General features: G+C 44.4%; 23 protein-coding genes and 1 pseudogene. 3 read left to right on the forward strand and 21 right to left on the reverse strand.

What is annotated here, in order from left to right; translation table 11 throughout:
* Positions 1-159: 159 nt before the first annotated feature.
* From BSCG_RS12345 to hemW, 21 genes and pseudogenes are all read right to left on the reverse strand, one after another.
* Positions 160-885 (reverse strand): hypothetical protein, encoded by a 726-nt coding sequence (locus tag BSCG_RS12345; RefSeq protein ID WP_008776232.1) that lies wholly within the window; start codon positions 883-885, stop codon positions 160-162.
* Complete coding sequence (locus tag BSCG_RS12340) at positions 882-3,413, reverse strand: hypothetical protein (RefSeq protein WP_008776233.1); 2,532 nt, start codon at positions 3,411-3,413, stop codon at positions 882-884. Before BSCG_RS12340 ends, BSCG_RS12345 begins: the two co-directional genes overlap by 4 nt.
* A gap of 4 nt (positions 3,414-3,417) precedes the next feature.
* A complete protein-coding gene (locus tag BSCG_RS12335; protein WP_007761274.1) occupies positions 3,418-4,056 on the reverse strand; it encodes a hypothetical protein in 639 nt (212 codons plus the stop codon).
* A complete protein-coding gene (locus BSCG_RS12330; RefSeq protein WP_008776234.1) occupies positions 4,056-6,767 on the reverse strand; it encodes a helicase HerA domain-containing protein in 2,712 nt (903 codons plus the stop codon). The genes BSCG_RS12335 and BSCG_RS12330 overlap by 1 nt, the downstream gene beginning before the upstream one ends.
* 110 nt (positions 6,768-6,877) lie before the next feature.
* Positions 6,878-7,171, reverse strand: coding sequence for a hypothetical protein (locus tag BSCG_RS12325; RefSeq protein WP_008776235.1), 294 nt, complete (start codon positions 7,169-7,171; stop codon positions 6,878-6,880).
* 13 nt (positions 7,172-7,184) lie between these two features.
* Positions 7,185-7,562 (reverse strand): DUF4134 domain-containing protein, encoded by a 378-nt coding sequence (locus tag BSCG_RS12320; protein WP_004322059.1) that lies wholly within the window; start codon positions 7,560-7,562, stop codon positions 7,185-7,187.
* Between the two features lie 60 nt (positions 7,563-7,622).
* Positions 7,623-7,946, reverse strand: a complete 324-nt coding sequence (locus BSCG_RS12315; RefSeq protein ID WP_004310187.1) for a DUF4134 domain-containing protein — start codon at positions 7,944-7,946, stop codon at positions 7,623-7,625.
* Position 7,947: 1 nt separating this feature from the next.
* Positions 7,948-8,400 (reverse strand): hypothetical protein, encoded by a 453-nt coding sequence (locus BSCG_RS0127535; RefSeq protein WP_032497462.1) that lies wholly within the window; start codon positions 8,398-8,400, stop codon positions 7,948-7,950.
* A 235-nt stretch (positions 8,401-8,635) separates the two neighbouring features.
* Positions 8,636-9,523 carry a toprim domain-containing protein gene (locus tag BSCG_RS12310; RefSeq protein WP_008776236.1) on the reverse strand — a complete coding sequence of 296 codons (888 nt, stop codon included), beginning with the start codon at positions 9,521-9,523 and terminating at the stop codon, positions 8,636-8,638.
* 106 nt (positions 9,524-9,629) lie between these two features.
* The gene (locus BSCG_RS12305) at positions 9,630-10,736 is read right to left on the reverse strand and encodes an AAA family ATPase (protein WP_005777412.1); all 1,107 of its coding nucleotides are present in this window, start codon (positions 10,734-10,736) and stop codon (positions 9,630-9,632) included.
* Complete coding sequence (locus BSCG_RS12300) at positions 10,714-11,112, reverse strand: helix-turn-helix domain-containing protein (RefSeq protein WP_008776237.1); 399 nt, start codon at positions 11,110-11,112, stop codon at positions 10,714-10,716. The genes BSCG_RS12305 and BSCG_RS12300 overlap by 23 nt, the downstream gene beginning before the upstream one ends.
* A gap of 177 nt (positions 11,113-11,289) precedes the next feature.
* Complete coding sequence (locus tag BSCG_RS12295; protein ID WP_032849557.1) at positions 11,290-12,063, reverse strand: hypothetical protein; 774 nt, start codon at positions 12,061-12,063, stop codon at positions 11,290-11,292.
* A 137-nt stretch (positions 12,064-12,200) separates the two neighbouring features.
* Positions 12,201-13,331, reverse strand: a complete 1,131-nt coding sequence (locus tag BSCG_RS12290; protein WP_008776240.1) for a site-specific integrase — start codon at positions 13,329-13,331, stop codon at positions 12,201-12,203.
* A 204-nt stretch (positions 13,332-13,535) separates the two neighbouring features.
* Positions 13,536-13,934, reverse strand: a pseudogene (locus BSCG_RS12285) (lysine exporter LysO family protein); the annotation flags it as partial.
* On the reverse strand, positions 13,931-14,212 hold the full coding sequence (locus BSCG_RS12280) for a LysO family transporter (RefSeq protein ID WP_004321999.1): 282 nt from the start codon (positions 14,210-14,212) through the stop codon (positions 13,931-13,933). The pseudogene BSCG_RS12285 and the gene BSCG_RS12280, both read right to left, overlap by 4 nt.
* A gap of 188 nt (positions 14,213-14,400) precedes the next feature.
* Positions 14,401-15,399 (reverse strand): DUF4249 domain-containing protein, encoded by a 999-nt coding sequence (locus BSCG_RS12275; RefSeq protein WP_008776242.1) that lies wholly within the window; start codon positions 15,397-15,399, stop codon positions 14,401-14,403.
* Between the two features lie 7 nt (positions 15,400-15,406).
* Entirely contained in the window at positions 15,407-18,109 is a 2,703-nt protein-coding gene (locus BSCG_RS12270) for a TonB-dependent receptor (protein ID WP_008776243.1), read from the reverse strand.
* A 1-nt stretch (position 18,110) separates the two neighbouring features.
* On the reverse strand, positions 18,111-18,989 hold the full coding sequence (locus BSCG_RS12265) for a FecR family protein (RefSeq protein ID WP_008776244.1): 879 nt from the start codon (positions 18,987-18,989) through the stop codon (positions 18,111-18,113).
* Between the two features lie 26 nt (positions 18,990-19,015).
* Entirely contained in the window at positions 19,016-19,450 is a 435-nt protein-coding gene (locus BSCG_RS12260) for a hypothetical protein (RefSeq protein ID WP_004307961.1), read from the reverse strand.
* Positions 19,451-19,540: 90 nt separating this feature from the next.
* The gene (locus tag BSCG_RS12255; RefSeq protein ID WP_004307962.1) at positions 19,541-20,095 is read right to left on the reverse strand and encodes an RNA polymerase sigma-70 factor; all 555 of its coding nucleotides are present in this window, start codon (positions 20,093-20,095) and stop codon (positions 19,541-19,543) included.
* Between the two features lie 19 nt (positions 20,096-20,114).
* Entirely contained in the window at positions 20,115-21,245 is a 1,131-nt protein-coding gene (gene hemW / locus BSCG_RS12250) for a radical SAM family heme chaperone HemW (protein WP_032849558.1), read from the reverse strand.
* Positions 21,246-21,792: 547 nt separating this feature from the next.
* Between hemW and BSCG_RS12245 the strand changes: the two genes are divergently transcribed.
* From BSCG_RS12245 to BSCG_RS12235, 3 genes are all read left to right on the forward strand, one after another.
* Positions 21,793-23,949 (forward strand): elongation factor G, encoded by a 2,157-nt coding sequence (locus tag BSCG_RS12245; protein ID WP_004299324.1) that lies wholly within the window; start codon positions 21,793-21,795, stop codon positions 23,947-23,949.
* 331 nt (positions 23,950-24,280) lie between these two features.
* Positions 24,281-25,837, forward strand: coding sequence for a sensor histidine kinase (locus tag BSCG_RS12240; RefSeq protein ID WP_004299325.1), 1,557 nt, complete (start codon positions 24,281-24,283; stop codon positions 25,835-25,837).
* Position 25,838: 1 nt separating this feature from the next.
* Positions 25,839-26,540: a response regulator transcription factor gene (locus BSCG_RS12235; RefSeq protein ID WP_004299326.1), complete on the forward strand. Its 702-nt coding sequence runs from the start codon at positions 25,839-25,841 to the stop codon at positions 26,538-26,540.
* The last annotated feature ends 32 nt before the right edge of the window (positions 26,541-26,572 follow it).

Genomic DNA, 26,572 nt, shown 5'->3' on the forward strand with positions numbered 1-26,572 from the left:
TAGACTTGTTTGTACTTAAAGTTTCTTTCTCTGTTTGTACTTCTCCGAACATTCAGGACGAAACGCTTTTCCTGCGTTTTAAGATATTCCTTATCAATTTCGGTACATAGAAGTCATAATCTAACTTGTGGCATTATTTACCTCCTTCCTCTTTTACCGTCAATAATCCAGTCGCCCCGCATTGCGCCATCGTCCGAAAGCACCGTCAATAATTTCCCGTTTGGTACGTTCCCGGTAAATCTTCGATTTCCAGTAGCCGATACGTACCTGTATGTATCTCCATGTCTCGATGTATGCCCGGTTCAAGTGTTGCTCAATGCTGTCCAGCGACTTGTTCACGAACTCCAGTACCATCAGCAGGTCGCTGGTCGAGCAGGCCGCTGCGCCCGTGGTATACAGTACGAGGTCGCTCACCGACTTATAGAGGTGTTCTCCCTCGTTGGCGATGTCCCGTATTGCTTTTTCATTGATAGTCAGTATCAGTGCGTCTGACGGCTCGATGTTCCCATGTTTCAGGATTTTCTCATGGAAAGCCTCCAGCATGGTCTTATAGTCACCGATACGGTCACTTACCGAGCTGTAGGTATCCTTCACGTTCAGCACCGTCCGCAGGGATTGGTACATCACGTCGATGACATCAAAGGCACGGGTATAGCGGTCAAGGTCGATATTTACTTCCTTGTATTTGCCCGTCTCCTCACGGCTGTACTCATGCAGCAGTTGGTTGCTGTATTCCAGCGTGCTTCGGGCCAGCAACAGGCTGCGTTGTTTTTTGTGGTCATTTATGTACGCTTCCACCGACACGATATCGAATGTCCATTGGCCCTTGGCGACATCGGGTAGTAGCGCAAGCAACGTAATGGCTATCAGTATAGTGCGTTTCATGGCCGTACCTCCTTTCTGCCACTTCGGGATGTCCGTGCGTTTTCTACCCAGCGGTCATGGCACTCTTCCACGAGTGTCAGCCTACGACCCTCGTCCGTATCGAGTCCCGGTAGCACATCCTTCAGTACGTCGATGATGTTCCGCTTGTAGTGCATCATCTTCTCCAAGGATACGAGGTCGGCGTATATTTTCGTGATACGTGAATCCACTTCTCGTGCGATTTCGAGGCGGTCACTTGACCAAAGCAGGTGGTACACGTCGCTGTTCGGTACTTCTTCCATAGGTTCTGTACGGGCATACTCGGTAGTGATTTTACAGTTGGGATATTCCCGTGCGATTTCCGATATGCGATTATTCACGATTTTAGTCTTTTCCTCGTTCGGCAGGTTCGGATCGAGTGTCAGTACATCGGCAACGTGCGTGTCTGTGTATGCCGAAGTCAATTCCCAACTGATTTGGATAATGGCACGGTGAATCTTGATACCCAGAAAGTATTTCGGCTTCCGTGCGATAGAAATAGTCGCACGGAACGTAATGATACCATTGATGTTCGGCATCGTCGCCTTACGGACGAACGTATAGCCGCTCCATGTACCTCCGTCCTGCCAAGTGAGGCTATAGGCTGTCTTGCAATCCTGCATGATAGCCGGTAGGCGGTAGTAATCATCTGTCGGCACATCGTTCTCTGCTTCCGCTTCCTGCTTCGCATCTGCGTACTCCTTCTGTTTTTGTTGCCACTCGGCAAGTTCGCTTTTCAGTTCCTCGATACGTGTCCGGTTGGAGTTATATTGTTGCCGGTAAGCTGCTGCGTCTTCCACGCTCGCCTCGGCAATTTTTTTCAGAAGGTCGGCGTTTTCCTTTTCCAAGGCACTAATCTGAGATTGAAGAACGGCGACTTGATTGTCCGCTTCCCGTATCAGTGCGTCCAGTTCTGAAAGATCCAGTTCGTTCTCCGTTACCGAGGTCTGCATGACGCACTCTTTGGAGTGGGCATCCAGTGAGCTGCCACACTTGCGACACTTGTATTGTGTCGAGCCTTGTCCCAGCGTCGCCCCGTCTGAACAGGTTACACTGATGGTCACGCTTTCGCATCCCTGCAATTTTGCGGCATCCGTCGCCTGATAATAGTTCCGTGCATCGGATGCTATGTAATAGACATAGCCTTCCTCGTTGTCATTGAACTCCGAGAGGCGGGCATTGAGCTGCGCTTTGAACGTATTCAAATCCATCGAATAGGAGTCGAAGACATCCTCATAGACCACCTCCGTCCGATTCCAACTCTGTGTCACGTGTATCTCGTAGGCGTATGCCTTCTTTGTCTGCTTGTTACCCTTACTGATGATATAGGCCTGTTGTCGGGTATTGATAGTATAGGTGTAGCCATCGTTGCTATTGTTGAGCTGTTGTACTCGACTTCTTGACCATCCGGCATACCGTTCTGAATTGGCGAGGGCCTGCTCCCGTTGCGAAGCGTTCGGATAAAATCCCGGTTCACTCGTGTTAAAGCGTGTCCATGCGCCCCCGTTCAATATGCTGTTGTCGTCTGTCGGTGGGTAGTAGTCGCATAGAGAAATGCTTCCTTGCTCACGCCGTGCGATGTACCACCGCTGCGTGTAATAGTTCCCGATTGCATTGTCCATGTAGTCGGTCATCCACGATGTGAGGTCGTAGTTGCTGAAATTGAACAATGCGGCCACGCTATCCTGACCGCCCACCATGTCGATTAGCAGACTACCGATGTCATGTTCCGCCTGCTCGAAGAGAGTACCGTAGTGTTCATACAGGTTGCCGATTTCATTGGCTTTGCCGCCCAACAGGTCATGGAACGCACTGCTTTGCAGTAGAGCGTCACCGAGGTTCTCCATACCAGATGTTGCCAGCCCTACGCCCATGTTATAAAGGTTGTCGATATCGCCTTTCAAGTTCTCGATGGTGAAATTGCCCGGCACTTTGGCCAAGTTGTCCAACATCCGTTGCCAATCGGTACCGCCCAGTTCTGCGAGGTTCAGCAAACTGGCGATGTCGCGGTCAATCTCCAGAAAAGCGATGTCCGAGAACGTCAGTGTGCTGTTGGTCACAACGCTTTCGAACTGCATACACAGGCTCTTCGTATCATCGCAGACTTTCATCAGGTAACTGCCCCAGTGGATGGCTGTTTGTGGTGAGCGTAGCATCAGTTTCGCTACCACCCATATTTTCGGCATGATTTTCTCCGCCACCATATGATAAATTCGACGATAGTAGTAATTTTCCGTGCTGCTGCACCAGATGCCAAGGTCGGACAGAGCCTTGTGTTCCAAAAATTTGGAAGAAAATATCCCTGCTGCTGCCACCTCTGCTGCCGTATAGTGTTTCAGAATATCATCCACCTGCTCGCGGTAGTAGCTTTCAGCCACTACCTCCGTGCCGAATGCGGCGGCCATGGCCGCCACGGTACGTGCGTCATAGTTCACGCTGTAATATTGTGCGTGAACGTGCTGTGTCAGGGCAGGCAATAGGATAACCCAAAAGATAAACAGCCGTTTCATCGTTTCAGACCTCTTTTATGTATTCCGGTTCCTTGTGATTGAAATACCACCGCTCAGATTCGATACAATTCTCCGTGACAAGTCGGCAGAACATATCATGTATGATGGTAGTATCCTTGATGGCCCTTTTGATCCGGGCTTCTTGGGAGCCGAACCATCTCAAGAAGAAAGGCTGGTTTAGATAAGTTTCGCGCACGGTCTGATAGCGTAGCCATCCTAAGTCACTCAGTCTTTTTTCACTCATCGGACTGCTGTTCAGTTCCCGGAATAGTTCTTCACGAAATCTGTTTTCATCGAAGGCAGGTTTGCTGCTACACAGCCTGTCGCACATATCGTAAAACTCCTTTTCTTTGGGGTTTTCTTCATAATATCGGTTCAAGTACGTTTCCAGTTCTACATCGGACATACCCAACCGAAGGGAATACTCCGCCAATAGCCGTTCGATGGCAGCTACCTTGTCCGGTGTCATGTCATCCATACGGAGCAGGTTCTCCTTGGATAGCATACAAAACTCCCGGAGGGACAAAACAGTGAGTTCCGGATTATTGACAGAAATTTGTTCGCGCGTCAAGCTGCTTTCAAACCCCATCATATTTATTCCGTAGTCCAGTGACAGGGTGATTAAAATCCTTTTCGTTTTCATTATGATGTTATTTTAGTGGTTAAGTTCAGTACACGTCCCGCTTCATTAACTTTCTGTGCAAACGGCAATGCCTTGCCGATACCGCTGGCATCCCAGTCACGGCAATATGCCTCGATAGCCTTTTGGTGGCTGCATTGTAGCTCGCGCTTGTAAAGTTTCAGAGCCTCTTTCTCTGCCCGTTCAGTCGTGTAGGTCATGTAGCACTCGTGCGGTTCCTCCACGCCATAAACACCGCTGGTCGTGCCCCGGCGGATAAATACCTCGCGGAAGAAGCTGCGTCCTTCCTTGTTTTCGAGGCGGTTGATGGTGAAAATTTTCTTACAGTCCACGTCCGTTAGGCCAAGAATCGCCTTGATGGTGTCGAAACGTTCCTTGAATTTGCTTTGGTCAAGCAGCATCACCACATCCGAGTTGTTGATGATGGCCTCTTTCACGATTTCGCTGCCGATGATGTCCTGTATCTCCTGTGTCACCACACCTACACTGGCCCAGAATTTACGTGCCGTTTTGTACATAAATTTGATGTATTCCGCCATCAGCGGGCTGGCGATGGCTTTCCACGCTTCCTCGATGACAAGGACTTTGCGGTTCTTTTTGATGCGCATTTTCTGTAAGAAAACATCCATGATAATCAGCGTGACCAAAGGAAAAAGCAGCGGGTCATCTTTTATACTGTCGATTTCGAAGACCACGAACGTCTCGTCGAACAGCGAGCTGTCCATGTTTTCGTTCAGCGTTTTTTCGTGGTTGCCGCCCAAATAAAAGTCCTTCATCATATAGCGGTATGTCGAGAGGTCGATGCCCGTGATACGGTTCTCCTCACAGATATCCGGGATGCGCTGCACGGAATATTCATAGAAAGAGTTGAATGACAGTTCCTCCACTTTCAGTTCCTTGCGCCGACCCTCTATCTCGTCAATGATACCCTCGATGCGGGCCGCGCGTTCCCGTTCGCTTTCGTGCCGCTTCTCACTGCTGTTGCGGTCATCAATAACGAGGCTCTTACGCAAGTCCTCACGCTGTTGGGGTGTGAAGCTCTCGAAACCGTTGAAGTAGGCGTCGTAATATTCCGTGATGACGTGCTCTATCAGACGGTCTTCCGTCTTTGTGACCGTTCCCTGCGTACCTTTCCAGATAAGCAAGACGAGGTTTTTCAGGAATCCCGTTTTTTCTACGTTCATCTCTTCTCGATTGATGCGGAACGGATTCATCGTGATGGGCCGTTCCTCGGTATAGCTGATATACTTGCCGCCGAAATACTCGCATAGCCCCTCGTATGAGTTACCCGTATCGACCATTACCACGTCCGTCCCCTGTTCATGTAACTGGCGCACGACGGAATTCATGTGGAAACTCTTTCCGCTGCCCGAAGGCCCCAGGCAGAAAAAATTCGAGTTGTCGGTCAGCTTGTTCTTTCCCTCTTTTCCCGTGATGTCGATAGCTACCGGAACACCTTGGCGGTCAGTGTAATAAACTTTTAGCGGTGTTTCCTCACTATGCTGCACCCGTTCTTTGTACATCAGGCATACCGCAGCGTCGGAGAGGGTCAGAAAACGGTCATATTCCTCGTTCAGGCTGTAACAGTTGCCCGGAAACGAACTGACGAACAGTTCCAGTTGGTTGTATGCACGCTTACTGATGTGTATGCCCATGCGCCCAAAAGCGTTTTCCAAGTGATTCGTGCATTTTTGAAGCTCGGTGTCCGCAGGCACGCCCACCACCATGTTGAAGTGCGTGTACACGAGCAGTTTGCTTTCACGGGCTATTACGTCCTGTACCTGTTTGATGTCCTCTACAGCCATTTGGTTACTCGGATTGGGGATGCTTGCGTGCCGGTTCTTCTTTTTATCGAGTAATGCCAGTTCCCGCTTCTGGCTGGGCAGGAAAATAATTTGGTTGTACACCACCGTTTCTGCGTTCGGAATATTATCCACCACCGAGACAAGATCCACTGGCATCTCGGTATTATTCACCTCGATATTGGTATAGGGACGTATCAGCGAGGGGAGCGCGGCGCAGTCTACGTCCACGAGGCTGTACACCTTACAGCGTTTGTCACCCATAGATACCGTTTCGTCGTCAGCCTTGACATTCGTCATCGAGACCATACGGTCTTTGAAGTTCATCGCAAAGTAACGGTCCACATATTCGCTTGCCTCGGCTTTGTTCAGGAATTTCACTTGTACACCGCTGTCGCGTAGTAGGTCTCGAACCTTATAAATTTTCACGAGGAAATCGCGCCATTTCTTGCTATCGTAAGAGAAAAGACGGCTCTTCTTGGCTTCTTGTGTGATAGTCAGATAGCAAAGGCTGTCCGTGTACGGACGCCCATTAAAATAACGGAAGTACGATGACGAGAGAAATTCTTGATTATGCTCCGGTTCGTTCGCGAACTGTTTCCTTACGAAGATGTCCTGTTTGTGCAAAGCATACCCTTCGCCCAGCGTCTGCACAAGGGCAGAGAATAGATGCGTGAAGTCGTAATAGCTGTCAATGTCCGCCGAATACTTCTGTACCGGATTTTCGATTTTCAAGACGGCGGAATATTCACCCGTCTTGGTGTACAGCACACCCACACCGTCTGTATCTTCCACAGAGAAATAGATGTTCTGAAAGATATGCTTGCGCTTGCCGCCCGTACCGAACGTATAGACTGACAAGGCCATACCCGTACATAGAGCGATGAAAAATAAAATGATATATAGGGTCATTCCGATATTCGTTCATTAAATAGGGGCAGGTCTGCCTCGGCTGGAGACGGACCCGCCCGCGTTCAACAATCAATCAGCCACACACATTGCCGTGATGGTTTTTCTTATAGTCATACTTTGTGCGAATAGGCATACACATACACTCCACGTTTTACATTTTTACTGTGCAGCCCCTTTCGCTGTTTGAGGATGATAAGCACGATTCCCGCAGATAAGACAGTTGCCAATACGACCAGTCCGGCCACAAAGCCCATAAGACAGTAGGCGGCGATGAAGCCCACAATGGCCCCACCAGCCACGCCTGCCGCCCAATAGATGTAGCGACCTTGTAATCCCATCAGTTCCAAAGGCCGTTGCAGTCCTTTGAACAGCGGGTAATCCGGATAACGTCCGTTTTTAGTCATTCCTCCTGGCTGTTTATGCGTTAATTCCGAAGAATAGAGGTAATGCTTGGGCTGCCGCAATCAGGAAAAGGCACGCCCCAACTACCATCATAATCTTCTTCTTGACATCCTGTTCCTCGTTGTTCATGGCGATATACACCGAAATGGCTCCGATGATGGCCACGACACCAGCAATGGCATAGCAGAGTTTGACCATGACAGGAACGTATTTCACGATTTCCTCCGCTACGGTTGATAGAGCTGTCGTACCGGCCGAGTAATCGCCTGCCGTACTTTGAGCCATAGCAGGTATGCCTCCCAACAGGGCAATGATTAACATTCTTACTTTGGTGGAAACTTGCATGATAGTTTTCTTTGCCTTTCGGCACATTCTTTTAAATTTCTGAAACATATTTATTACATTTTTGTGGTACTCTTGTTTTTGAATTTATTTTACACTTCTATCAGCCACCTATATGCGGTAGCCGAAGAAAGCAGGGAACACGATTGAAGCTCCAATGATGAAGAGGCACGCACCGACAAGTGATACGATAGACTTCACCACGCCGTCCTCGCCTGTGTTCATTTTGATATAGATCTGGAGCGCGGCAACGACTACGAAAACCGAGGCGACAGCGTAGCAGATGTACAGCACGTACAGCATCATCGTCACCACGAAGTCGTGCATCGTTGCCAGTGCGTCTGCACCCCAACTGTAGTTTACGCTGCCACTTTTGGCGAATGCCGCATAAGGGACAAAGCACAATGCACATAATATTTTTTTTGCTTTCGACATTTTACAATCGGTCTTTGAGAGGTTTCCACACCAGTTCCGGACGGTTGCCCGTCTTTCCTTTGGCAAGCATCGCTTTGTACAGTTCGTCTGCCGTGTATGCGTCCGACAGGTAGGTCTCGGTTTCTTCCATCTGTTCCTCCGCTTGGGCTTTCAGGCGTTTTAGCTTCTCCGCCACGGCTATCTCGCCATTATTGTCTGCGGTTTCCGTCTCCTGTGGTGCAGGCGAAGCGGTAGGGGCAACATCTGTTTCATATTTCTCATTACCCACATTGAATCCCGTATCGCTCTCCGTCACGTACACACTCTGTTCATCTTCTGGCGCACCGAGGTCAAATACCTCTTCTTCCGGCTTGCCATTTCCTTTTTTTCCATAAAGGTCCTGCACGATGATAACTGCATAATAGACGAGATAGGCAACCGTCAGGACAATGGTGAAAATAAAATATGATTTCATATATTTTTGTATAATATGATTTTTATATTTTGTTGTATGTGCAAAATAAGAATGGATAATTTGAAAGATAAAATTATTGATTATAAAACGTATCGTTTCAATATAATATTTTTTCAAAATCTAAAAATCATATTTCAAAATCATATTCAAATATGATTTTGGATAAGAAAACAGGAAAAGTCGGGATATAAAAAAAAGCCCTCCGTGATGAAGGAGGGCTTAGGGAGCGGTTTTTTCATTGTTTCTTCCCACGTAAGTAGTCGTTCAGGTCTTTGTAACCGGCATAACGGTTGGACTCGTTATAGACGCATCTGCCATACATCCCGGCTATGGTTTCCACTGTCTTTTGTCCGGCAAGGTCATTGTCAAGGTAACAGTGAATATACGTGTATTTTTGCAAATACGTCAATGTCCTTTTCAGATTACTGACCGAGTTCATAACAAGGTAGTCACAGGGGGCATTAATGCAAATGGCACTATCGTCCGTCTGTTTTAGGGTTAGATAGGACAGAAAGTCCATGAATCCTTCAAATAGGCAGACACGGCTCTGTGCCTCACCACGCGATTGGGGTATCAAGGAAATGTCCTTGTTCTTGATACATCCTTTGTAATAAGGGTTTCGTACCTCGTATCCACCGGATATATTGCCAAAGGCCAGTGCAAAGTAACGTCTCTGGCGCAGTTCGTAATGCACTTCCTTGCAGAACATTCGTCCGATATCCGAATCAATCATACGTGAATGGAGATATGAGAGCAGTGCGTGGTGTCGCAGCGGCACGATAATCAAATTCTTCATGTCGGCTTCCACTGGTCGAGAGGTTGCGGGCAACGCCCGGGTTTTCGGCAGCGACACACCATTGACATACCGTTTGATGTATGCTAATGCTTCACTCACACTTTTAGTTCCGCAAAGGTACTTACCCAGTTCCACAAGGTCGCCTCCGGTGGCCTCACCAAAATCATACCATTCATTCAGCCGGTCATTGACTTTGAACGATGGCGTCACCTCTTTCCTGAGAGGCGAAAGATACCAATATTGCTCTGATTTCATATACTGCGCACGGTGGCCGAGCTGGGCCAAAAAGTCCACGATACGCACTCGTTTTGCTTCGTCTATGGTCATATTAAATTTCTTTTCACTTGTTTGTACAAAAGCGGTTTAGTTTAGTTTGCGCCCCTATATATATAAATACTAAATTAAACTGAATTATATAGGCCCGCGCCCGCTCTCATTCTTCATCGAAAAGCATGGTTTCTGCCTGTGTCATGTCATAATAAAAAAGTTTATCTCGTTTGATAACCAGTTTTAAGGTGTCAGTCAAATATTGCAGCAGTTTGACCATTACGTTTCTCCCACGCTTAAATCCGATTGCCTCGTAAGCAGTCATCATGGCTTGCAGCATATTTTCAAACCCACGGATAGGTTTGTCTCCAAACGCAGCGGAAAGGGCTTCACGGTGCTGTTCGATGCTTAGTTCCATAAAACCCGTCCGTTGTTTCGGTTTCTGATGTGGGGCATTCTCAAACAAATGCCCTTCTGCGAGAACCGGGAGCCCACCCTCATTGACAGTGAAAGCAAAAGGTTTAAACTCTTTCTCACGGATATGTAACGCATGGACCTCGCTGATGTTGGGACAATCATTGTTTTTGCTGATGACCAGTACGGTTTCCGCTTTGTTGCTCATTTCCGTACCGATATGCCCGCGTACATTGTTATCTCCTTTATTCAAGTGTAGCACACAGTGGATATGCAGGTCATACTTTGATGACCATTCCATCATCTTGTTAATGACTTCCACAGACTCACCGGTACTGTTTATATCAAGCATCAGGTCACGGATACCATCGATAATTACAAGTCCGTATCCTTTTCTTTGGCGTAAGGCGTAGTCGATGACCCCAATGCGTATGGCCGGAGAGTATTCGCGCAAGCAAATAAAGTCGAGGTTTTCACTGTCGGTTGTAGTGGGCAGTCCGGCAAGCCGCAAGATGCGTTCCAGTACATTATGACAATGGAAGCGGCTCTGCTCCGTGTCCACGTACAGAATCTTGCGTTTACCTTCCGGGAGGTGCGCCCGGTAGTTCAGCACTTGTTTCCCTGCCAGCGATGCAGCGACAATGGCCGAAACGTTAAATGTTTTTTTTGATTTCGCCTTGCCGGTTGATGCGCTGAAGTTGCCGAGCGTAGCAATGGTCGAGTTGTCTATCCAGATAATCTGTGGCGGCGTTTCATAGGTATCCGTCGCCCGAATCTGCGAGGCGGAGAGGATATCCGATAAGAAATCCTCCTCCGGCCTCATATCCACATTATATTCAGTTCTTCTTTCGTTTTCCATGGCGTCTTTGATTAAAGAAAGGTTGTGTGGCAGCGGCCTCGTTTGCCATACGTGCTGCTTCATCTACGGTTGGTTCATAATTCTGCAAAAGCCATTCGTCCAGATCTTCTTTGGCGAAATATATCATTTTGCCACGTGGCTTGTAGTGCGGAATCTCCTTGCCTGATGTTAGCTTGTACAGCATACTCTCGGATATTCCGATATACATACAAGCCTCTTGGAAGGTAAACACCTGTTTGGTGGTATATATATTTTTTTCCAGCAATGCGATGCGTTCCAACAGACCCTCTATCGGATCTAATTTCTTTAGGATGGCTTCGACGCTTGTAAGCCGTTCACTCAGCCGTTCCATGAATGTCAATCTATTATTTTGCATAAATGAGTTATTATAAAATTAGACAATGGAAGTATGCCCTCCGTTATGTAGCGCGCTAACGGAGGGCAAAGATAGGACAACCCAAAAGGGCAGCATGAATTTGCACCGTGATAGTAACCACGTATCACGGCAACTATCACGCTTTTACCTTTCACATACTTCGCTTATTGGCACTTCTTACCACTCTCTCAGTTCATCAATGGCTCGCCTGATACCGTAACCTGCTGATGTCATGTTGTTGCGTAGAGCAGACAGAGCGGATGAAAGGCTTGAAGCTGAAACGAATCCTTTTCCGTCCTTGGTTTGTAAGAACCGTCCATTACTGAGAACGGTCTGCCATTTGGCTTGGATGAACGAGTGCTCAAGGAGTGTATCGAACAGGATGGCCACATGACGGATATTGTTTACACGAATACAGAATCCTTCCTTGCAGGAAAGCAGGGCTTCCATATCTTCCACGTGTAGGGTAGAAACGCAAAACAGATGATAAGCATTGGCACAAGCCGTAATACCTATCATCTGTTTACGAGTGAGATTGCATCCAAAAGAAAGAGGATAAATCCTTGTCGGGCCGTCTTTGCAGCACGTGATGGACTGTGATGGTGGCACAAACATATCATACATTCGTTTCAGTTCCATACACTTCTCGAACGAGAAGTCTGCTTCGGTAAAAAGTGATCGGATAAGATTGGAACAATCGTTTAATAATCCTTTGACGATATGAATGTTCATTTCATGGCAGTTCCGGCAGACCGCATGGTTGCAGTCGATATACCGGTGGCTGTTTACAAAATCCTCCACGTAACGGTGGTACTGCTTACTACCCGCCACGACATCACGGAGATACATTGTTTTTGCTTCAACGAGCAATGCGAAAAATTCTTTCGCTACATCCTGTTCTGCAACAAAATGGTGCAGATGTTTCTTCCCTCCAAAAAGAGAGAGGGCCATTGTTAGGTCTTTTCATGATGAAATACTTTAAATTGGATTTATAATATATTATAAGGGTGTTGCTCCCGAAAGAAAATCCTGCCGGAACAACACCCTAAATAAGTGTTTAGATATCTGGTCTGATGCTCATCGCATTGTCAATCGAATAAACCGTTAGTCAGATTTACTGCATCGTCTTTTTTCTTATTGACGATTTTGGCATACACTTGGGTCATCTTTACAGATGTATGACCGAGCAATTTAGATACAGTGTATAAATCTGCTCCCAATGTCAGCATCATTGTGGCGAACGTGTGGCGGGCCGTGTGAAAGGTGAATCGCTTGGAAATTCCGGCGGCTTTGGCCCATGGTTTGATAAGCTGGTTGATACCTGAAGGCAAATCGAACACATGGTCGTCTGCTGTCTTGTCCCCACGTTCCGGCATCCACTTCAACGCTTCATTGGAGAGCGGAAGGTAAATCGGCTCCTTTGTCTTCTGCATGGCTACTGCCAAGCGGTATTGGCCGTTGTCAATAAACACGTTCTTCCATTGCAATCCGATAATATCACTGATACGTAGTCCACAGAAGCAGGAGAACAGGTAGGCACTTTTTACCCCCTCGTTCTGCATTGGTGTAGCGATTAATGATCTCACTTCTTCAATAGTCATATACGAACGCACACTTTCCGGCATCTTGGGCTTCTCCGATTTTTCCATTTCGTTGAATGGATTCTTTAAGATGCGTTTCGCACGGACAGCGGCATTTAACGCACCGTTGAAAATCTGGTAATAGGTATTACGCGTAGAAGCCGAGAGGGGCTTTCCTTTGGGACGGTAGCTTGTCAGCATATAGTCGATATAGCCGTGGCAAAAAGTGAGGTCAATCTGATTTAATGTGAACCTTTCTCCTGCATACTCTTTCAAGATATCGGTAACAGATTTTATCTGACCCGTGTTTTTCTTGCCACGTTTCTTCTGTTCCTCCTTATAGAGCTGCATCCAGTCCAGCAGATAAACCTTATCCTTGTGATTCATGATACCGGCTTCACCACTTGTCAACTCTATGATACGCTTCGATTTGATTGCATTTGCGGCAGCCATTGTCGTTTCATTCTGTTGGCGGGCATTACGATCCGTTTCCGGAATAAGATACATTTTCAGATACTCGTATGTCCGCTTACCATTACGGTATATATCCAGATACAAACTCTTGCTGCCATTGGCCAACTCCTTCGTCCGAAGACGAATCGGCTCCTTTACTTTTATTGGCTTTCTGGTCCTTGGCATATTTGTGTCCTTTTATTCGTTATTTCCTATCACAAAGGTACAAATAAAAAACGAAATCAAGAAACAAACAAGAAACAAAAATGCACCTAAAAAGAGCAAAGCAACTGAAAACGTAGAAAACAACCGAAAATAAAAACTCGTATATAAATTATTGATATATAGATGATTTATCTATATTTATTTGGAACTTGTTTTCATTTTATATATGTCTTTATGATTATTGGAAAGTAATGCGATAGTTCCCAATTCGGGACCTTTATATTCGGTGATAAATATGCTGGAGAGCGAGTAATAACCAAATCCGGCTCCAACTGCCATACAGTCTAAAGGACTTCGCTGGCTCATAAAAGCTCCCGCTATGGCGCAGCCTGCTAATGTGCCGAGTATCGTCATGATAGGAAGGAATACAAGCCGGGGATTCAGGGACCGAAAACTCTTCAGGGTGTTCGGATCGTTACCGATGCTGATACCTACGCAGAACATGAGTCCGCAGAGGGCATAGTAACTAAGTTTACTGTCGGTGAAGTCGTATGGGATAAGATGGTAAACTCCACAAAGAGTGCCGATAATGAAAAAAGAGACAATAATCAAACTACCTTTCATGCTTTTGTCTCCTTTCCTTTACTATATAATAGGTACCACAAGCCCCATGCACATAAAGTACTTCCTATGACCGCAGCTACCGTGATGACAACAGCTTCCAGTCCAAGAGTGTGTAATCCTTTGATGATAGATTCATTACCCCCTACATCTATTCCGAGAAGAAAGAGAAGAATCCATATAAGGAGAGTGATTATCTTGTGTATCCATGATAGTCTTTTACTGCGTAACAAGTAGCCAAGAAGCATGCCTGTCAGCATAATTCCAATAATGATAAACATAGTTAGTGCCTGCTTTTTGGCTGCAAAGATAGTATTAAATGTAAATCTTGGCTAATCTCTTCCACGATTTCTTTCATGGCTATTGACAGACATTCGACCATATCATCCACGCAAGCGGCATTGACAGACGGTGAATCTTCAAAACTACGGTTTATCGCAGTCTGCTATCCATAATTTATGATTTGTTTTCATCGTTGTGGTTTTTCTATATGAATGATCTTACTTGTCTCCGTACTGATTCCAATCATCCCAATTCCTCCATGTACATTGCTGGGGTACTTGATTGGTTCATTTATTGTTTCATCGTAAGCGTCGGAATCTACCAGGTTAAGTGCTTTCAGATAGTAATATTCTGTTTCCGTGATGCTTAAAAGACGTACAATAATATCCATCTTTACATTGGTGCCGTATTCAGGAAATCCGTCAATATCTGTCTGGTTGTAAACCGTCATTGTGTAAGATGTATTTTTGAATCGTGAGTCGTCGAATACACCATATATATTCTTTACGGTGTCGAACATGCCGTTGTCTTCGTCATCGCTGTTGGTGGGCTGTCCGTCTGTCAGCACAATATCCTCGCGGGATATAAAATGATAGCGATGTATTGTCCGGCTGACAAATTCCCCTGTTTCTTCATTATAGTCTTTCACTGTCATTTGCTTATCCATGATAAGCCGGTAGTAATTATCTTCGTTGGATCGATCTTTGATATTGATTTTGTATCGGAGAAAATTCTGCGTATAATAATACTTTGTCATTGGAATGGTGACCGTATCGATATCAGCTATTTCATGTGGACGCTGTGGTACGGTCACTTCAGTCCATGCGTGATATTGTCCGTCGTCTGTGAGGGCGTCGATACGAACTACATCTCCGGGAGTAAATTTGCTGGAAATATGGAAGCGGCATTGCATATCTCCTTCCGTTTGGGGTGGGAGCGGACGTAAACTTTCTGATAACTGTCCGTTAACGCGTACTTCCACCGTGGCATTTTCTACATGAGTGGCGTATCCTCTTCCCGTGAAATTGAGATAGAGAACGTTGGTCAGACTGTCTGCGTTGATTAGTGCGTTCATCACTAGTTTGGGGGGATTGTCCTTTACACTAAAAGGGAGTTCGTTTTCGCAAGAAACTGTTGTCAGCAATGCTATTAACAGGATAAATGGATAACATATACGAGTTCTCATAATGGGTTTAGAATTTATAAGTGTAAGTGAATGATGGAATTAATGGAAGTATAGTATACTTCTTGATAATCGGTTTGTTGGGATCGTTTTTGCTGGTGCTGCGATATACAAAGGTAGGATTCATCGCATTATATGCATTATACAGACTGATATTCCAGGTACGCATACCATGTTTGGTCTTTTTGTTGAAATTGACTCCCACATTCAACCGGTGACTGGCTGGTAACCGGTAATTATTACGATGCTCCACATATGAAGCTTCTCCGATGGTGGGTGAAGTTATGCTTGAATCAAAATAATCTCCATATCCATATCCTCCCCCAAATCCGTTGTTTGTGCCGTCACTAGGACGGATGACAGCGGTTTTCTCTTCAGGGATTGTACTTGTTCCACCTGTATAGAACACCCAGGAAGCACCGATGTCGATACGGTCGCTGAACTTATGGTTGATTGTCAGGTTGATATTGTGTCTTCGGTCATATTTATATGGGAACCGTTCACCGTTGTTGATACCGCCTTTGGCAAACTGACGATCACTTTTGGATAAAGTGTAGGACAACCATCCTGTTGTTCTTCCAAGGGTTTTCTGTGCCATAAACTCAATGCCGGCCGAACGTCCTTTGCCCATTTCCACTTTGTTTTCCCAACCGGAGGAAGAACCGAAGAAACTGACGCCTTCCTTATATTCCAGCACATTATACATATCCTTATAATACCCTTCTACCGAGAATTCCCATCCTTTGATTCCCGTATAGTATCCGCCCAATGAATATTGGTGGGAGCGCATTGGCTTGATCTTTTTAGTGACCGGAACCCATAAATCCGTAGGCATGGCAATGGGCATTGACGATAGTAAATGTACATATTGGCTCATTTGGGTATAAGATGCTTTCAGGGTTACATCTTTTCCCAATTGATAGCGTGCGGAAACACGTGGTTGCAAGGAAAAGTAACTTTGTTTTTGCACATGAAACAATGAGAAATGCAGTCCGAGATTCAGGCGCAGACGATCATTCATCTTGATGTTGTCTTCCAGGTAAGCGGATAACTCATGTCCGTAAATCCGGTTGTTGGCTATGCTGTGGTAGGTTGTGTCCAGGTCTATTTTATCTCCTGTCTTATTGGAGATTTTAGAGGTCATAACTTCCGGGCGGAAACGATGATAGATATATCCTGTTCCAAATTTGAGGTGGTGTTTGGGAGATGGATTATAATCGAAGTCGATCTGGTAATTCCAATCATTGATTCCCGAACGGTAATCGGCTGAATACCGGTTGGTAAATGATGTACCGCTACTGCCGAGATATTGATTGTTGGTATATGAGTTGATGTCGAATAAATAGTTGCTGTAGGAGACTGTCGTATTGCAGAATAAACGGTTGTTGAATACATAGTTCCATCTGGCAGAAAGAATCGTGTTTCCCCAATTCATTTTGCTTCCGTCTTTGAAATCTGTATTTCCGTCATAATTGGCAGCAAAATGATCCTTTCCATTGTAGGCAGATAGATAGACGCGGCTCCGGTCGGAGAATTTATGATTGATTTTGGCATTGATGTCATAAAAATAATAACTGTATTCCTCGTCATCCGGCATGAATGGTTTAGCGATGAGGTCGAGATACGAACGTCTGGCGGAAATATTGAAAGACGTTTTCCCTTTCACAATCGGACCCTCCAGGTTGATTTTGCTAGTTAGTAGTCCGATACTAAGTGTGCCGTGGTATTTCTGCATATCTCCGTCATTGGTACGGACGTCGATGACAGAAGAAAGCCGTCCGCCGAAACGTGCCGGAAAAGAACTTTTGAATAGTGTTACTTTTTTGACGGCTTCCGGAGTAAAAACCGAAAAGAATCCGAACATATGGTCTACGTTATATACAGGAATCCCGTCAAGTAAGATTAGATTTTGATCCGGGCTTCCACCACGTATATACAGTCCGGCAGATCCATCTACTCCTGCCTGTACGCCGGGCATCAGTTGGATGGCTTTCATTACATCTGCCTCTCCCAGTATGCTCGGAGTATTTTTTATTTGCGTCATTGGAATTTCGATAGATCCCATTTGGGTGGCTATAGTTCCTGTCTCGGTTTTGTCGGAAACGATGACTACTTCCTGCAATTGCGTGTTACCCTGCATGCGGATATTTAATAATGTATCTTGTGAGAGCGTAAAATGATGCGCTTCTGTGGCATAGCCCAGATAGGAGAAACGCAGTTCGGTTTCTCCTTCGGGCAGGGTGATGCTGTAAAAACCGTAAGGATTGGTGGTTGTTCCTTGATTTTGATGACTCTCAATGATGTTGGTTCCAATCAACGTCTCGGAAGACGTCCCATCAGTGACATATCCGCTGATAGTGAACTTGCGGCTTACAGTTTTTGATTCTTTTTTCTTTTGCAGAAGGATATGCCGGCCGGTGAACTGATAACTGATCTGCTCATTTTTGAACGCAAGGTCAAGTATCTCACGCAAAGGCTTATCCTTTACCTGCAAATTGATTTTATGTTTTATGGTAATTTCCTCACTGTAGATAAAAGAATATCCGGTTGAATTCTCAATCCGTTTGACGAATTCTTTCAATGTGGCGTTTCGTAGTGTCAGCGAAAGTCGGGCGTCCGCATTTTGCGCGTATATTTGTGTGGTGATAAGGAGTGCTACCCCTATCAGAACAATGGTTCTGACAGGGAAGCGATCTTGGAATATAATATTCATCTTAGTCTGGTTTAGCAGTGATAATAATCTGTTTCTTGTTTTGTGAGTAGTCGAAATAACCGGCATTATGTAATACAGATAAAATAGTTGCCAGGTCTTCTCCATTGCGGAAGCGTGCTGTGATCCGGTAATTTTGCAAAGCCGTGTCGGCTATGTGAATCGTTGCTTCGAATGAATTGGATAGTTCGCGGGCAATCTCCTGCAAAGGTAGGTCGTCGAATATAAACTCTCCCTGCCGCCAGGAAATTTCATCTTCTACGTTTTCTAAAACCTTGCGGGTGAGCTTTTCTTCCACCTTATTATATATAGCAATCTCATTCGGTTTCAAAATCACACGAACTGACTTGCTTTTATTGCTGACTGCTACCGAACCTGTCAATAACGTTGTCTTTACATCCGGATTGTTCTGATAGGCATCTACGTTGAAGTGAGTTCCCAACACCTGAACGTCAATCGTTTCAGTCTGCACGATAAACGGATGTTTTTTGTTCTTGTTTACTTCAAAATAAGCCTCCCCATTTAGTTTCACTTCCCGCTTGTCCGATTTGAACTTTTCAGGATAAGAAAGTGAAGAATAATGGTTGAGAGTGACGGTGCTGCCATCAGGAAGACAGACTGTGCGTGTCTCTGCCAAGGTGGAAACCGTTTGTATCGTGACCGGTTGCATATATAAATAGGCTGTCCATACCGATAGGCAAAGTAGAGCTACTGCCGCCGCTGCCGAGAAAGTACGTATCAGTGTCAGACACCGGGTATGTGACTTCAGTCTTTTCTCTAGTTCCGGGTAACTGGTTGTTGCTGAAAACCGTCCTCGCGGTGAACGTGTGGAAGCGACGAGCTTGTTCAGTATTTCTTCTAATTCCGTATCGGTGTATTTCATCTTTTTTCTGTATTGCTCTTGATCTATTATTTTCGTTTCAACAGAATGGTCAGTTTGCTGATTCCTCCTTCTTTCCACTGGGGAGTGCAGGATAAAGTGACATTCTGCTTCTTCAATATCATCTGTTTAGGATAGATTTTTATGACAGTTGTTGCTGACTTCTTACCCGCTTTGATGATTACTTTTTTTTCTGTTAGCTGTACCACTGCTGCTTGTCCTACTACCGGAGGGGGTGTGGCAAGTACTACAGTCCGGTCTTCTTTTGTTTTTTCTGTTGCAACAATTTTAATTTTCAACTCACATTCGGATTTGTCGCTTTCACATTCTACTGTTTCCTTCGAATGTTCAAATCCTGCATAGTCCTTTGGTAGGTTGTCGTTGTCATTGTTGCATGAAAACAGGCACAGACAAACTGAAAGAAGGACAAAGATCCCCATGTTTGCGTCATTTAGCTTTTTCATTTTCTGTCTTTTTTAGTGATTGATTGACTTATTTGTTGATAAAGACCGGAGGGGGACAGAAACTCCCTACGCTCTTTGTCTAAAAGAATGTTAATCTATTTCGGCCCGGCTAATCATCTCTTTTAAACGTGTGATTGCTTTCTGAAGTTGTGCGTCCACTGTATTCATGCTGATGCCTAATTCTTCTGCTACTTGTGCGTAACTCTGTTTTTCTTCACGGATGCGGATGAACACTTCCCTGCAACGATCCGGAAGCCGGTCGAGTGCTTTTACGTAAAGAGCGAACAGTTCTTCACTGATGAGCGATTCTTCCGGTGAATAGCTTTGTTCTTGAGGCTCCGGCAGAGAATCGGGATGAATAAGCGTATGTCTTGATTCTTTTTCCAGATAATTGAGCGAAGCATTTTTGACGAGAATGAAACAATAATCTTCAATGTTTCTCACATCAAGCAAATTGCTGCGTTGCTTCCATAGTTTCAGGAATACATCGAGAACGATTTCCTGCGACCATTCTTCCTGTTTCACATAATAATAGGCAATACGAAAGAGACGGTCGTAAGTCATGTTGTAAAAGTCCCGGAAAGCAGTTTGCGAATCCAGTTCTTTCATTTGCCGCAATAACTTTCTTACTTCTGATTCGGTCATCGGCTTTTTGTTTGTTTGGTTAGTCTACCCAAAGTAAATCACTCATTATACTGTCGGAAATAAAAATCCCTTCACGCGTCAGGCGCAAAGCTCCGTTGTATTCCTCCAGTTTACCATTTTTCAGATAAGGTGCAGCCATTTTTTGACAATACTCCCACATTTCATTGCCGAACATCTGTTTCAGTTTCTCTATAGGTGTTCCCCATACGGTACGTATGGTAGTGATAATAAATTCGTTGTAGCGGGTGGTTGGGTCCAGATACTCTGTCTCGAAAGCACGGCAGTCTTCTTCTATACCTTTTATATAGGTGTCGATTGAAGACACATTCCATTCCCGTGTCATTCCGTCAAAAGAATGTGCCGATGGTCCGCATCCCAGATAAGATATTCCTTTCCAATAGGAAGTGTTGTGGCGGGAATATTTTCCGGGGCGGCAGAAATTGGAAATCTCATAGTGTTCGAATCCTGCTTTCTGCAAATGCTCTATCAGTGATGTGAAAAAATCTAAACTGGAGTCTTCGTCTACCTCGGATATCTGGTGCTGTTTTAACATATTATATATAGGTGTATCTTCCTCATAAATCAAGTGATAGGCGGAGATATGTTCTACATTCAGACTGATAGCTTGACGGAGATCGTTTTCCCATCGTTCTTTTGTTTCTCCGGGCAATCCGTAAATTAGGTCGATACTGATGTTCTGGAAATCGGCTTTCCGGCATCTGTCAATTGCTTCGATGGCTGTACGGGCATTGTGGCGGCGTCTCAATAGTTTGAGCGTAGCGTCATCAAAAGTCTGTATTCCCATGCTGAGGCGGTTGAAAGGAAGTGAGGAAAGCATTTCCAGATATTCCTGCGATAAATCATCCGGATTAGCTTCCAGAGTGATTTCCTGACAATGATTCAATCCGTAGTGCTCGCGGATGGTATCAAATATCTGTTCAAAATCCTCTTTTTCCAGTTGAGACGGGGTTCCGCCACCGAAATAAATAGTTTCTATATCTTCTCCTTTCAGGTATTCTTTACGCATCGCCAACTCCCGGCAGAGAGCCTGTACATAACGGGTTTTGAGTTCGCTGCGAGTGGTTGAGTAGAAGTCGCAGTAAATGCAGCGAGTTTTGCAAAAAGGAATATGAAGATAGATACCTGCCATAGCTATGCTGTTTGGGTTTGTGGGTGTAAAAGTAAGACTATTATTAGATATATCAAAAAAGCAGTTGACGGAAATTATTTATAGTGGGGCAGGAATACGCTAAATAGATAATTCCCCATCGATTAGTAGAAGATAATTTCCTGCAATGCTGAATTTAAGATCTTTTCTTTTATAAATAAGATTCGAACTTGTAGCCGGGTTTTCGTTTGACTTAAGTCAAACGATAGAATGACTTAAGTTAAACTATCGCTTGACTTAAGTCAAACGAAAACTGATTAGGCAACGGGGAAACTATTGTATGAAAGGAAAACAACTAAAAATAACATCGTGCCGGATTACTCGTTGCAACTATGAAATTAGTTTATAGCCATGCGAAAATAATTTTTAACCCGTTTCGAAAATGTTCATGTTAAAGATGTGTTACATAACATTGTTTAGTAACACTGCCATAAGTGTTGCTTTTCCCCCAATTAATCCCTAATTTGCGCATCACAAAATTAATGGTATGTGAGAAACATACTGAGTAATTACTAAAATCTTATATATTATGAAAGTATATCAGACTAATGAAATCAAGAACATTGCCTTGTTGGGAAGTTCTGGCTCTGGGAAAACCACTCTCGTGGAAGCGATGCTTTTCGAGAGTGGTGTTATAAAACGTCGCGGATCTGTTGCCGCAAAAAACACAGTTAGCGATTATTTTCCTGTTGAACAAGAGTATGGTTACTCCGTTTTCTCCACCGTTCTCCATGTAGAATGGAATAACAAAAAACTTAATATTATTGACTGTCCGGGATCGGACGACTTCGTAGGCAGCACAGTGACTGCACTAAATGTGACCGACACAGCAATTATCCTTCTTAATGGCCAATACGGCGTCGAAGTCGGTACACAAAATCACTTCCGTTATACAGAAAAGCTGAATAAACCTGTTATTTTTCTAGTCAACCAGCTTGATAATGAAAAATGCGATTATGATAATATCCTCGAACAGCTGAAAGAGGCATACGGCTCTAAGGTTGTTCCTATCCAATATCCGATAGCTACCGGTCCGGGCTTTAATGCGCTGATCGACGTATTGTTGATGAAGAAATACTCGTGGAAACCCGAAGGAGGGGCTCCGACAATCGAAGATATTCCGGCAGAAGAAATGGATAAGGCTATGGAGATGCACAAAGCATTGGTAGAAGCTGCTGCCGAGAATGATGAAAATCTGATGGAGAAATTCTTCGAGCAAGATTCCTTGTCAGAAGACGAAATGCGTGAAGGCATCCGTAAGGGATTGATCGCCAGAGGTATGTTCCCTGTATTTTGCGTCTGTGGAGGTAAAGATATGGGCGTTCGTCGCTTGATGGAATTCTTGGGTAACGTTGTTCCTTTTGTATCTGAAATGCCGAAGGTACAGAATACGGAAGGTAAAGAAGTGGCTCCGGACTCCAATGGACCGGAATCTCTTTATTTCTTCAAGACAAGTGTGGAACCGCATATCGGTGAAGTTTCCTATTTTAAAGTAATGAGCGGTAAAGTTCATGAGGGAGACGATTTGCTGAATGCCGACCGTGGTTCGAAGGAACGTATCGCGCAAATCTATGTGGTAGCCGGTGGTAACCGTGTCAAGGTGGAAGAATTGCAGGCCGGTGATATCGGTGCTGCCGTGAAACTGAAAGACGTGAAAACCGGTAATACGCTGAACGGTAAGGATTGTGACTACAAATTCAATTTTATCAAATATCCGAACTCTAAATATACCCGTGCCATTAAGCCGGTGAATGAAGCGGATGTGGAAAAGATGATGAGTATCCTGAACCGTATGCGCGAAGAAGATCCTACCTGGGTGATTGAGCAATCAAAAGAACTGAAACAGACTTTGGTACACGGTCAGGGAGAATTCCATCTTCGTACCTTGAAATGGCGTTTGGAAAACAACGAAAAACTTCAGGTAAAATATGAAGAACCGAAGATTCCGTATCGTGAAACGATTACAAAGGCTGCCCGTGCCGACTATCGTCATAAGAAACAGTCCGGTGGTGCTGGTCAATTTGGTGAAGTTCACCTGATCGTAGAACCTTATAAAGAAGGTATGCCTGTGCCTGAAACGTATAAGTTCAATGGACAGGAATTTAAGATTACCGTGAGAGGTACGGAAGAGATACCATTGGAATGGGGTGGTAAACTGGTGTTTGTTAACAGTATCGTCGGTGGTTCTATCGATGCCCGCTTCTTGCCTGCTATTATGAAAGGTATTATGTCTCGTATGGAGCAAGGACCGTTGACGGGTTCGTATGCTCGTGACGTGCGCGTTATTGTTTACGATGGTAAGATGCACCCGGTAGATTCGAATGAAATCTCCTTTATGCTTGCCGGACGTAATGCCTTTAGTGAAGCCTTCAAGAATGCCGGTCCGAAAATTCTGGAACCGATTTATGATGTAGAAGTGTTTGTTCCGTCTGATAGGATGGGAGATGTGATGGGAGATCTGCAGGGACGTCGTGCCATGATTATGGGTATGAGTAGTGAAAAAGGTTTTGAGAAACTGGTTGCGAAAGTACCTTTGAAAGAAATGTCGTCTTATTCTACGGCGCTTAGCTCTCTCACGGGTGGACGTGCTTCGTTCATTATGAAATTCTCTAGTTATGAGCTTGTGCCGACGGATGTTCAAGATAAGTTAATGAAGGACTTTGAAGCTAAACAAACTGAAGAATAAGTATAAATGATAGGTGATAATTGATTGAATATTCACTATAATATTCGGTATTTATCATCTGTTAGGCATAAAGAATCAACTAAAACGTTAAAACCGCCGCCTTTTTTAAGTAAAAGGGGGCGGTTTTTGTTTAACTATGATTAATAAAGATGGAAAAACACAAGGAGAAGATTTAATTTTTTATTAAATTTGCAAACCAAAGGAGGGGTTTTATTGTTGTAGTAATCAGAATACAACCTAAATAGCTCCTTACGGTTAATTTCCGGGAAGTTCCGGTTAAATCAAGTTAATGCATTAGGAGTGTTAATTAGGGAGTGTTAATTTTGTTGCTATGAAGAAGTCAACAATTTGGATATTAGGTATTGTAATGGGGCTTTCCTTCCTTAGCTTGCTGTATTTGCAGGTAAGTTATATAGAGGAAATGATGAAAACCCGTAAGGAACAGTTTGATTCGGCTGTACGCAATAGCCTGGATCAGGTTTCCAAGGATGTGGAATATGCAGAGACCAGACGTTGGTTGATCGAAGATATTTCAGAAGCAGAAAGAAAAGCGCTGATTGCGAATAATGCTTCCATACAACAAGACAACTTGATTCAGCAAACGCAGCGGTTTACAGTGAAGTCTAAGGATGGAAAAGTATATTCGGATTTTGAGCTGAAAGTGATGACCACTAAGCCCTCCGAGCTTCCGAAGGCTATGATTTCTCCTTACAGGGGGACAAAGACCATTCCGGAAACTTCGCGTTCATTAGTGGAAGCCATCAAGAATCGGTATATGTATCAACGGGCATTACTCGATGAAGTGGCCTGGCAGATGATTTACCGGGGAAGTGACAAGTCGATTGGAGACAGAGTACGGTTTAAAGAACTGGATGACTATCTGAAATCGAGCTTATATAATAATAGTATAGATTTGCCTTATCACTTTACGGTGATCGACAAAGACGGAAGGGAAGTCTACCGTTGTGCGGATTATGAGGCAAAGGGAAGTGAAGACGCTTATCAGCAGGCATTGTTCAAGAATGACCCGCCTGCCAAAATGAGTATCTTGAAAGTGCACTTTCCGGGGAAGAAAGATTATATCTTTGACTCCATCAGTTTCATGATTCCGTCGCTGATATTTACACTGGTATTGTTAGTGACATTCATCTTTACGATTTATATCGTATTCCGGCAAAAGAAACTGACGGAAATGAAGAATGATTTTATCAATAATATGACGCACGAATTTAAAACACCGATATCTACCATTTCATTAGCAGCCCAGATGTTGAAAGATCCGGCGGTGGGAAAATCTCCGCAGATGTTCCAGCATATATCGGGAGTAATTAATGATGAAACCAAGCGCTTGCGCTTCCAGGTGGAAAAGGTGCTCCAGATGTCGATGTTCGAACGTCAGAAGGCCACTTTGAAGATGAAGGAGATTGATGCGAATGAATTAATAGCAGGAGTTGTCAATACCTTTGCGCTGAAAGTGGAACGGTATAATGGTAAGATAACATCGAACCTTGAGGCCACCGATCCTGTTATATTTGCAGACGAGATGCATATCACGAATGTAATCTTTAATCTGATGGATAACGCGGTGAAATATAAGAAACCGGAAGAGGATCTGGAACTGAAAGTGAGAACGTGGAATGAGTCGGGTAAACTGATGATTTCGATACAGGATAATGGTATCGGTATCAAAAAAGAGAACCTGAAAAAGATATTTGAAAAGTTCTATCGTGTACATACGGGTAATCTGCACGATGTGAAGGGCTTTGGACTGGGATTGGCTTATGTGAGAAAAATTATATTGGATCATAAGGGAACCATCCGGGCGGAAAGCGACCTGAACGTGGGAACTAAATTTATTATTGCATTACCTTTATTAAAAAATAATTGATATGGACGAGAAACTGCGTATTTTATTGTGCGAGGATGACGAAAATCTTGGCATGCTTTTAAGAGAATATCTACAGGCAAAAGGTTATTCTGCTGAGTTATATCCTGATGGAGAAGCCGGTTATAAGGCTTTCTTGAAGAATAAATATGACTTGTGCGTGTTTGACGTGATGATGCCTAAAAAAGACGGATTCACACTGGCACAGGATGTCCGTGCAGCAAATGCTGAAATTCCTATTATCTTCCTGACGGCCAAAACGCTGAAAGAAGATATCCTGGAAGGCTTTAAAATCGGTGCGGATGATTATATCACCAAACCGTTTAGTATGGAAGAATTGACATTCAGAATTGAAGCAATCTTGAGACGTGTTCGTGGAAAGAAGAACAAAGAAAGCAATATCTATAAGATTGGTAAGTTTACTTTCGACACACAGAAACAAATTCTGTCGTCAGAAGGCAAACAAACTAAGCTGACTACCAAAGAGTCTGAACTGCTCGGATTGCTTTGCGCACATGCCAATGAGATTTTGCAACGTGACTTCGCTCTGAAAACAATCTGGATTGACGATAACTATTTCAATGCCCGTAGTATGGACGTGTATATCACGAAATTGCGTAAGCACCTGAAAGAAGACGATTCAATCGAAATTATCAATATTCACGGAAAAGGCTATAAGCTGATTACTCCGGAAGTTGAATCTTAATGATTGCGTTTGAGATAACTCCAAATAAAAAA

The organism is Bacteroides sp. 2_2_4 (assembly GCF_000157055.1).
GTDB lineage: Bacteria > Bacteroidota > Bacteroidia > Bacteroidales > Bacteroidaceae > Bacteroides > Bacteroides ovatus.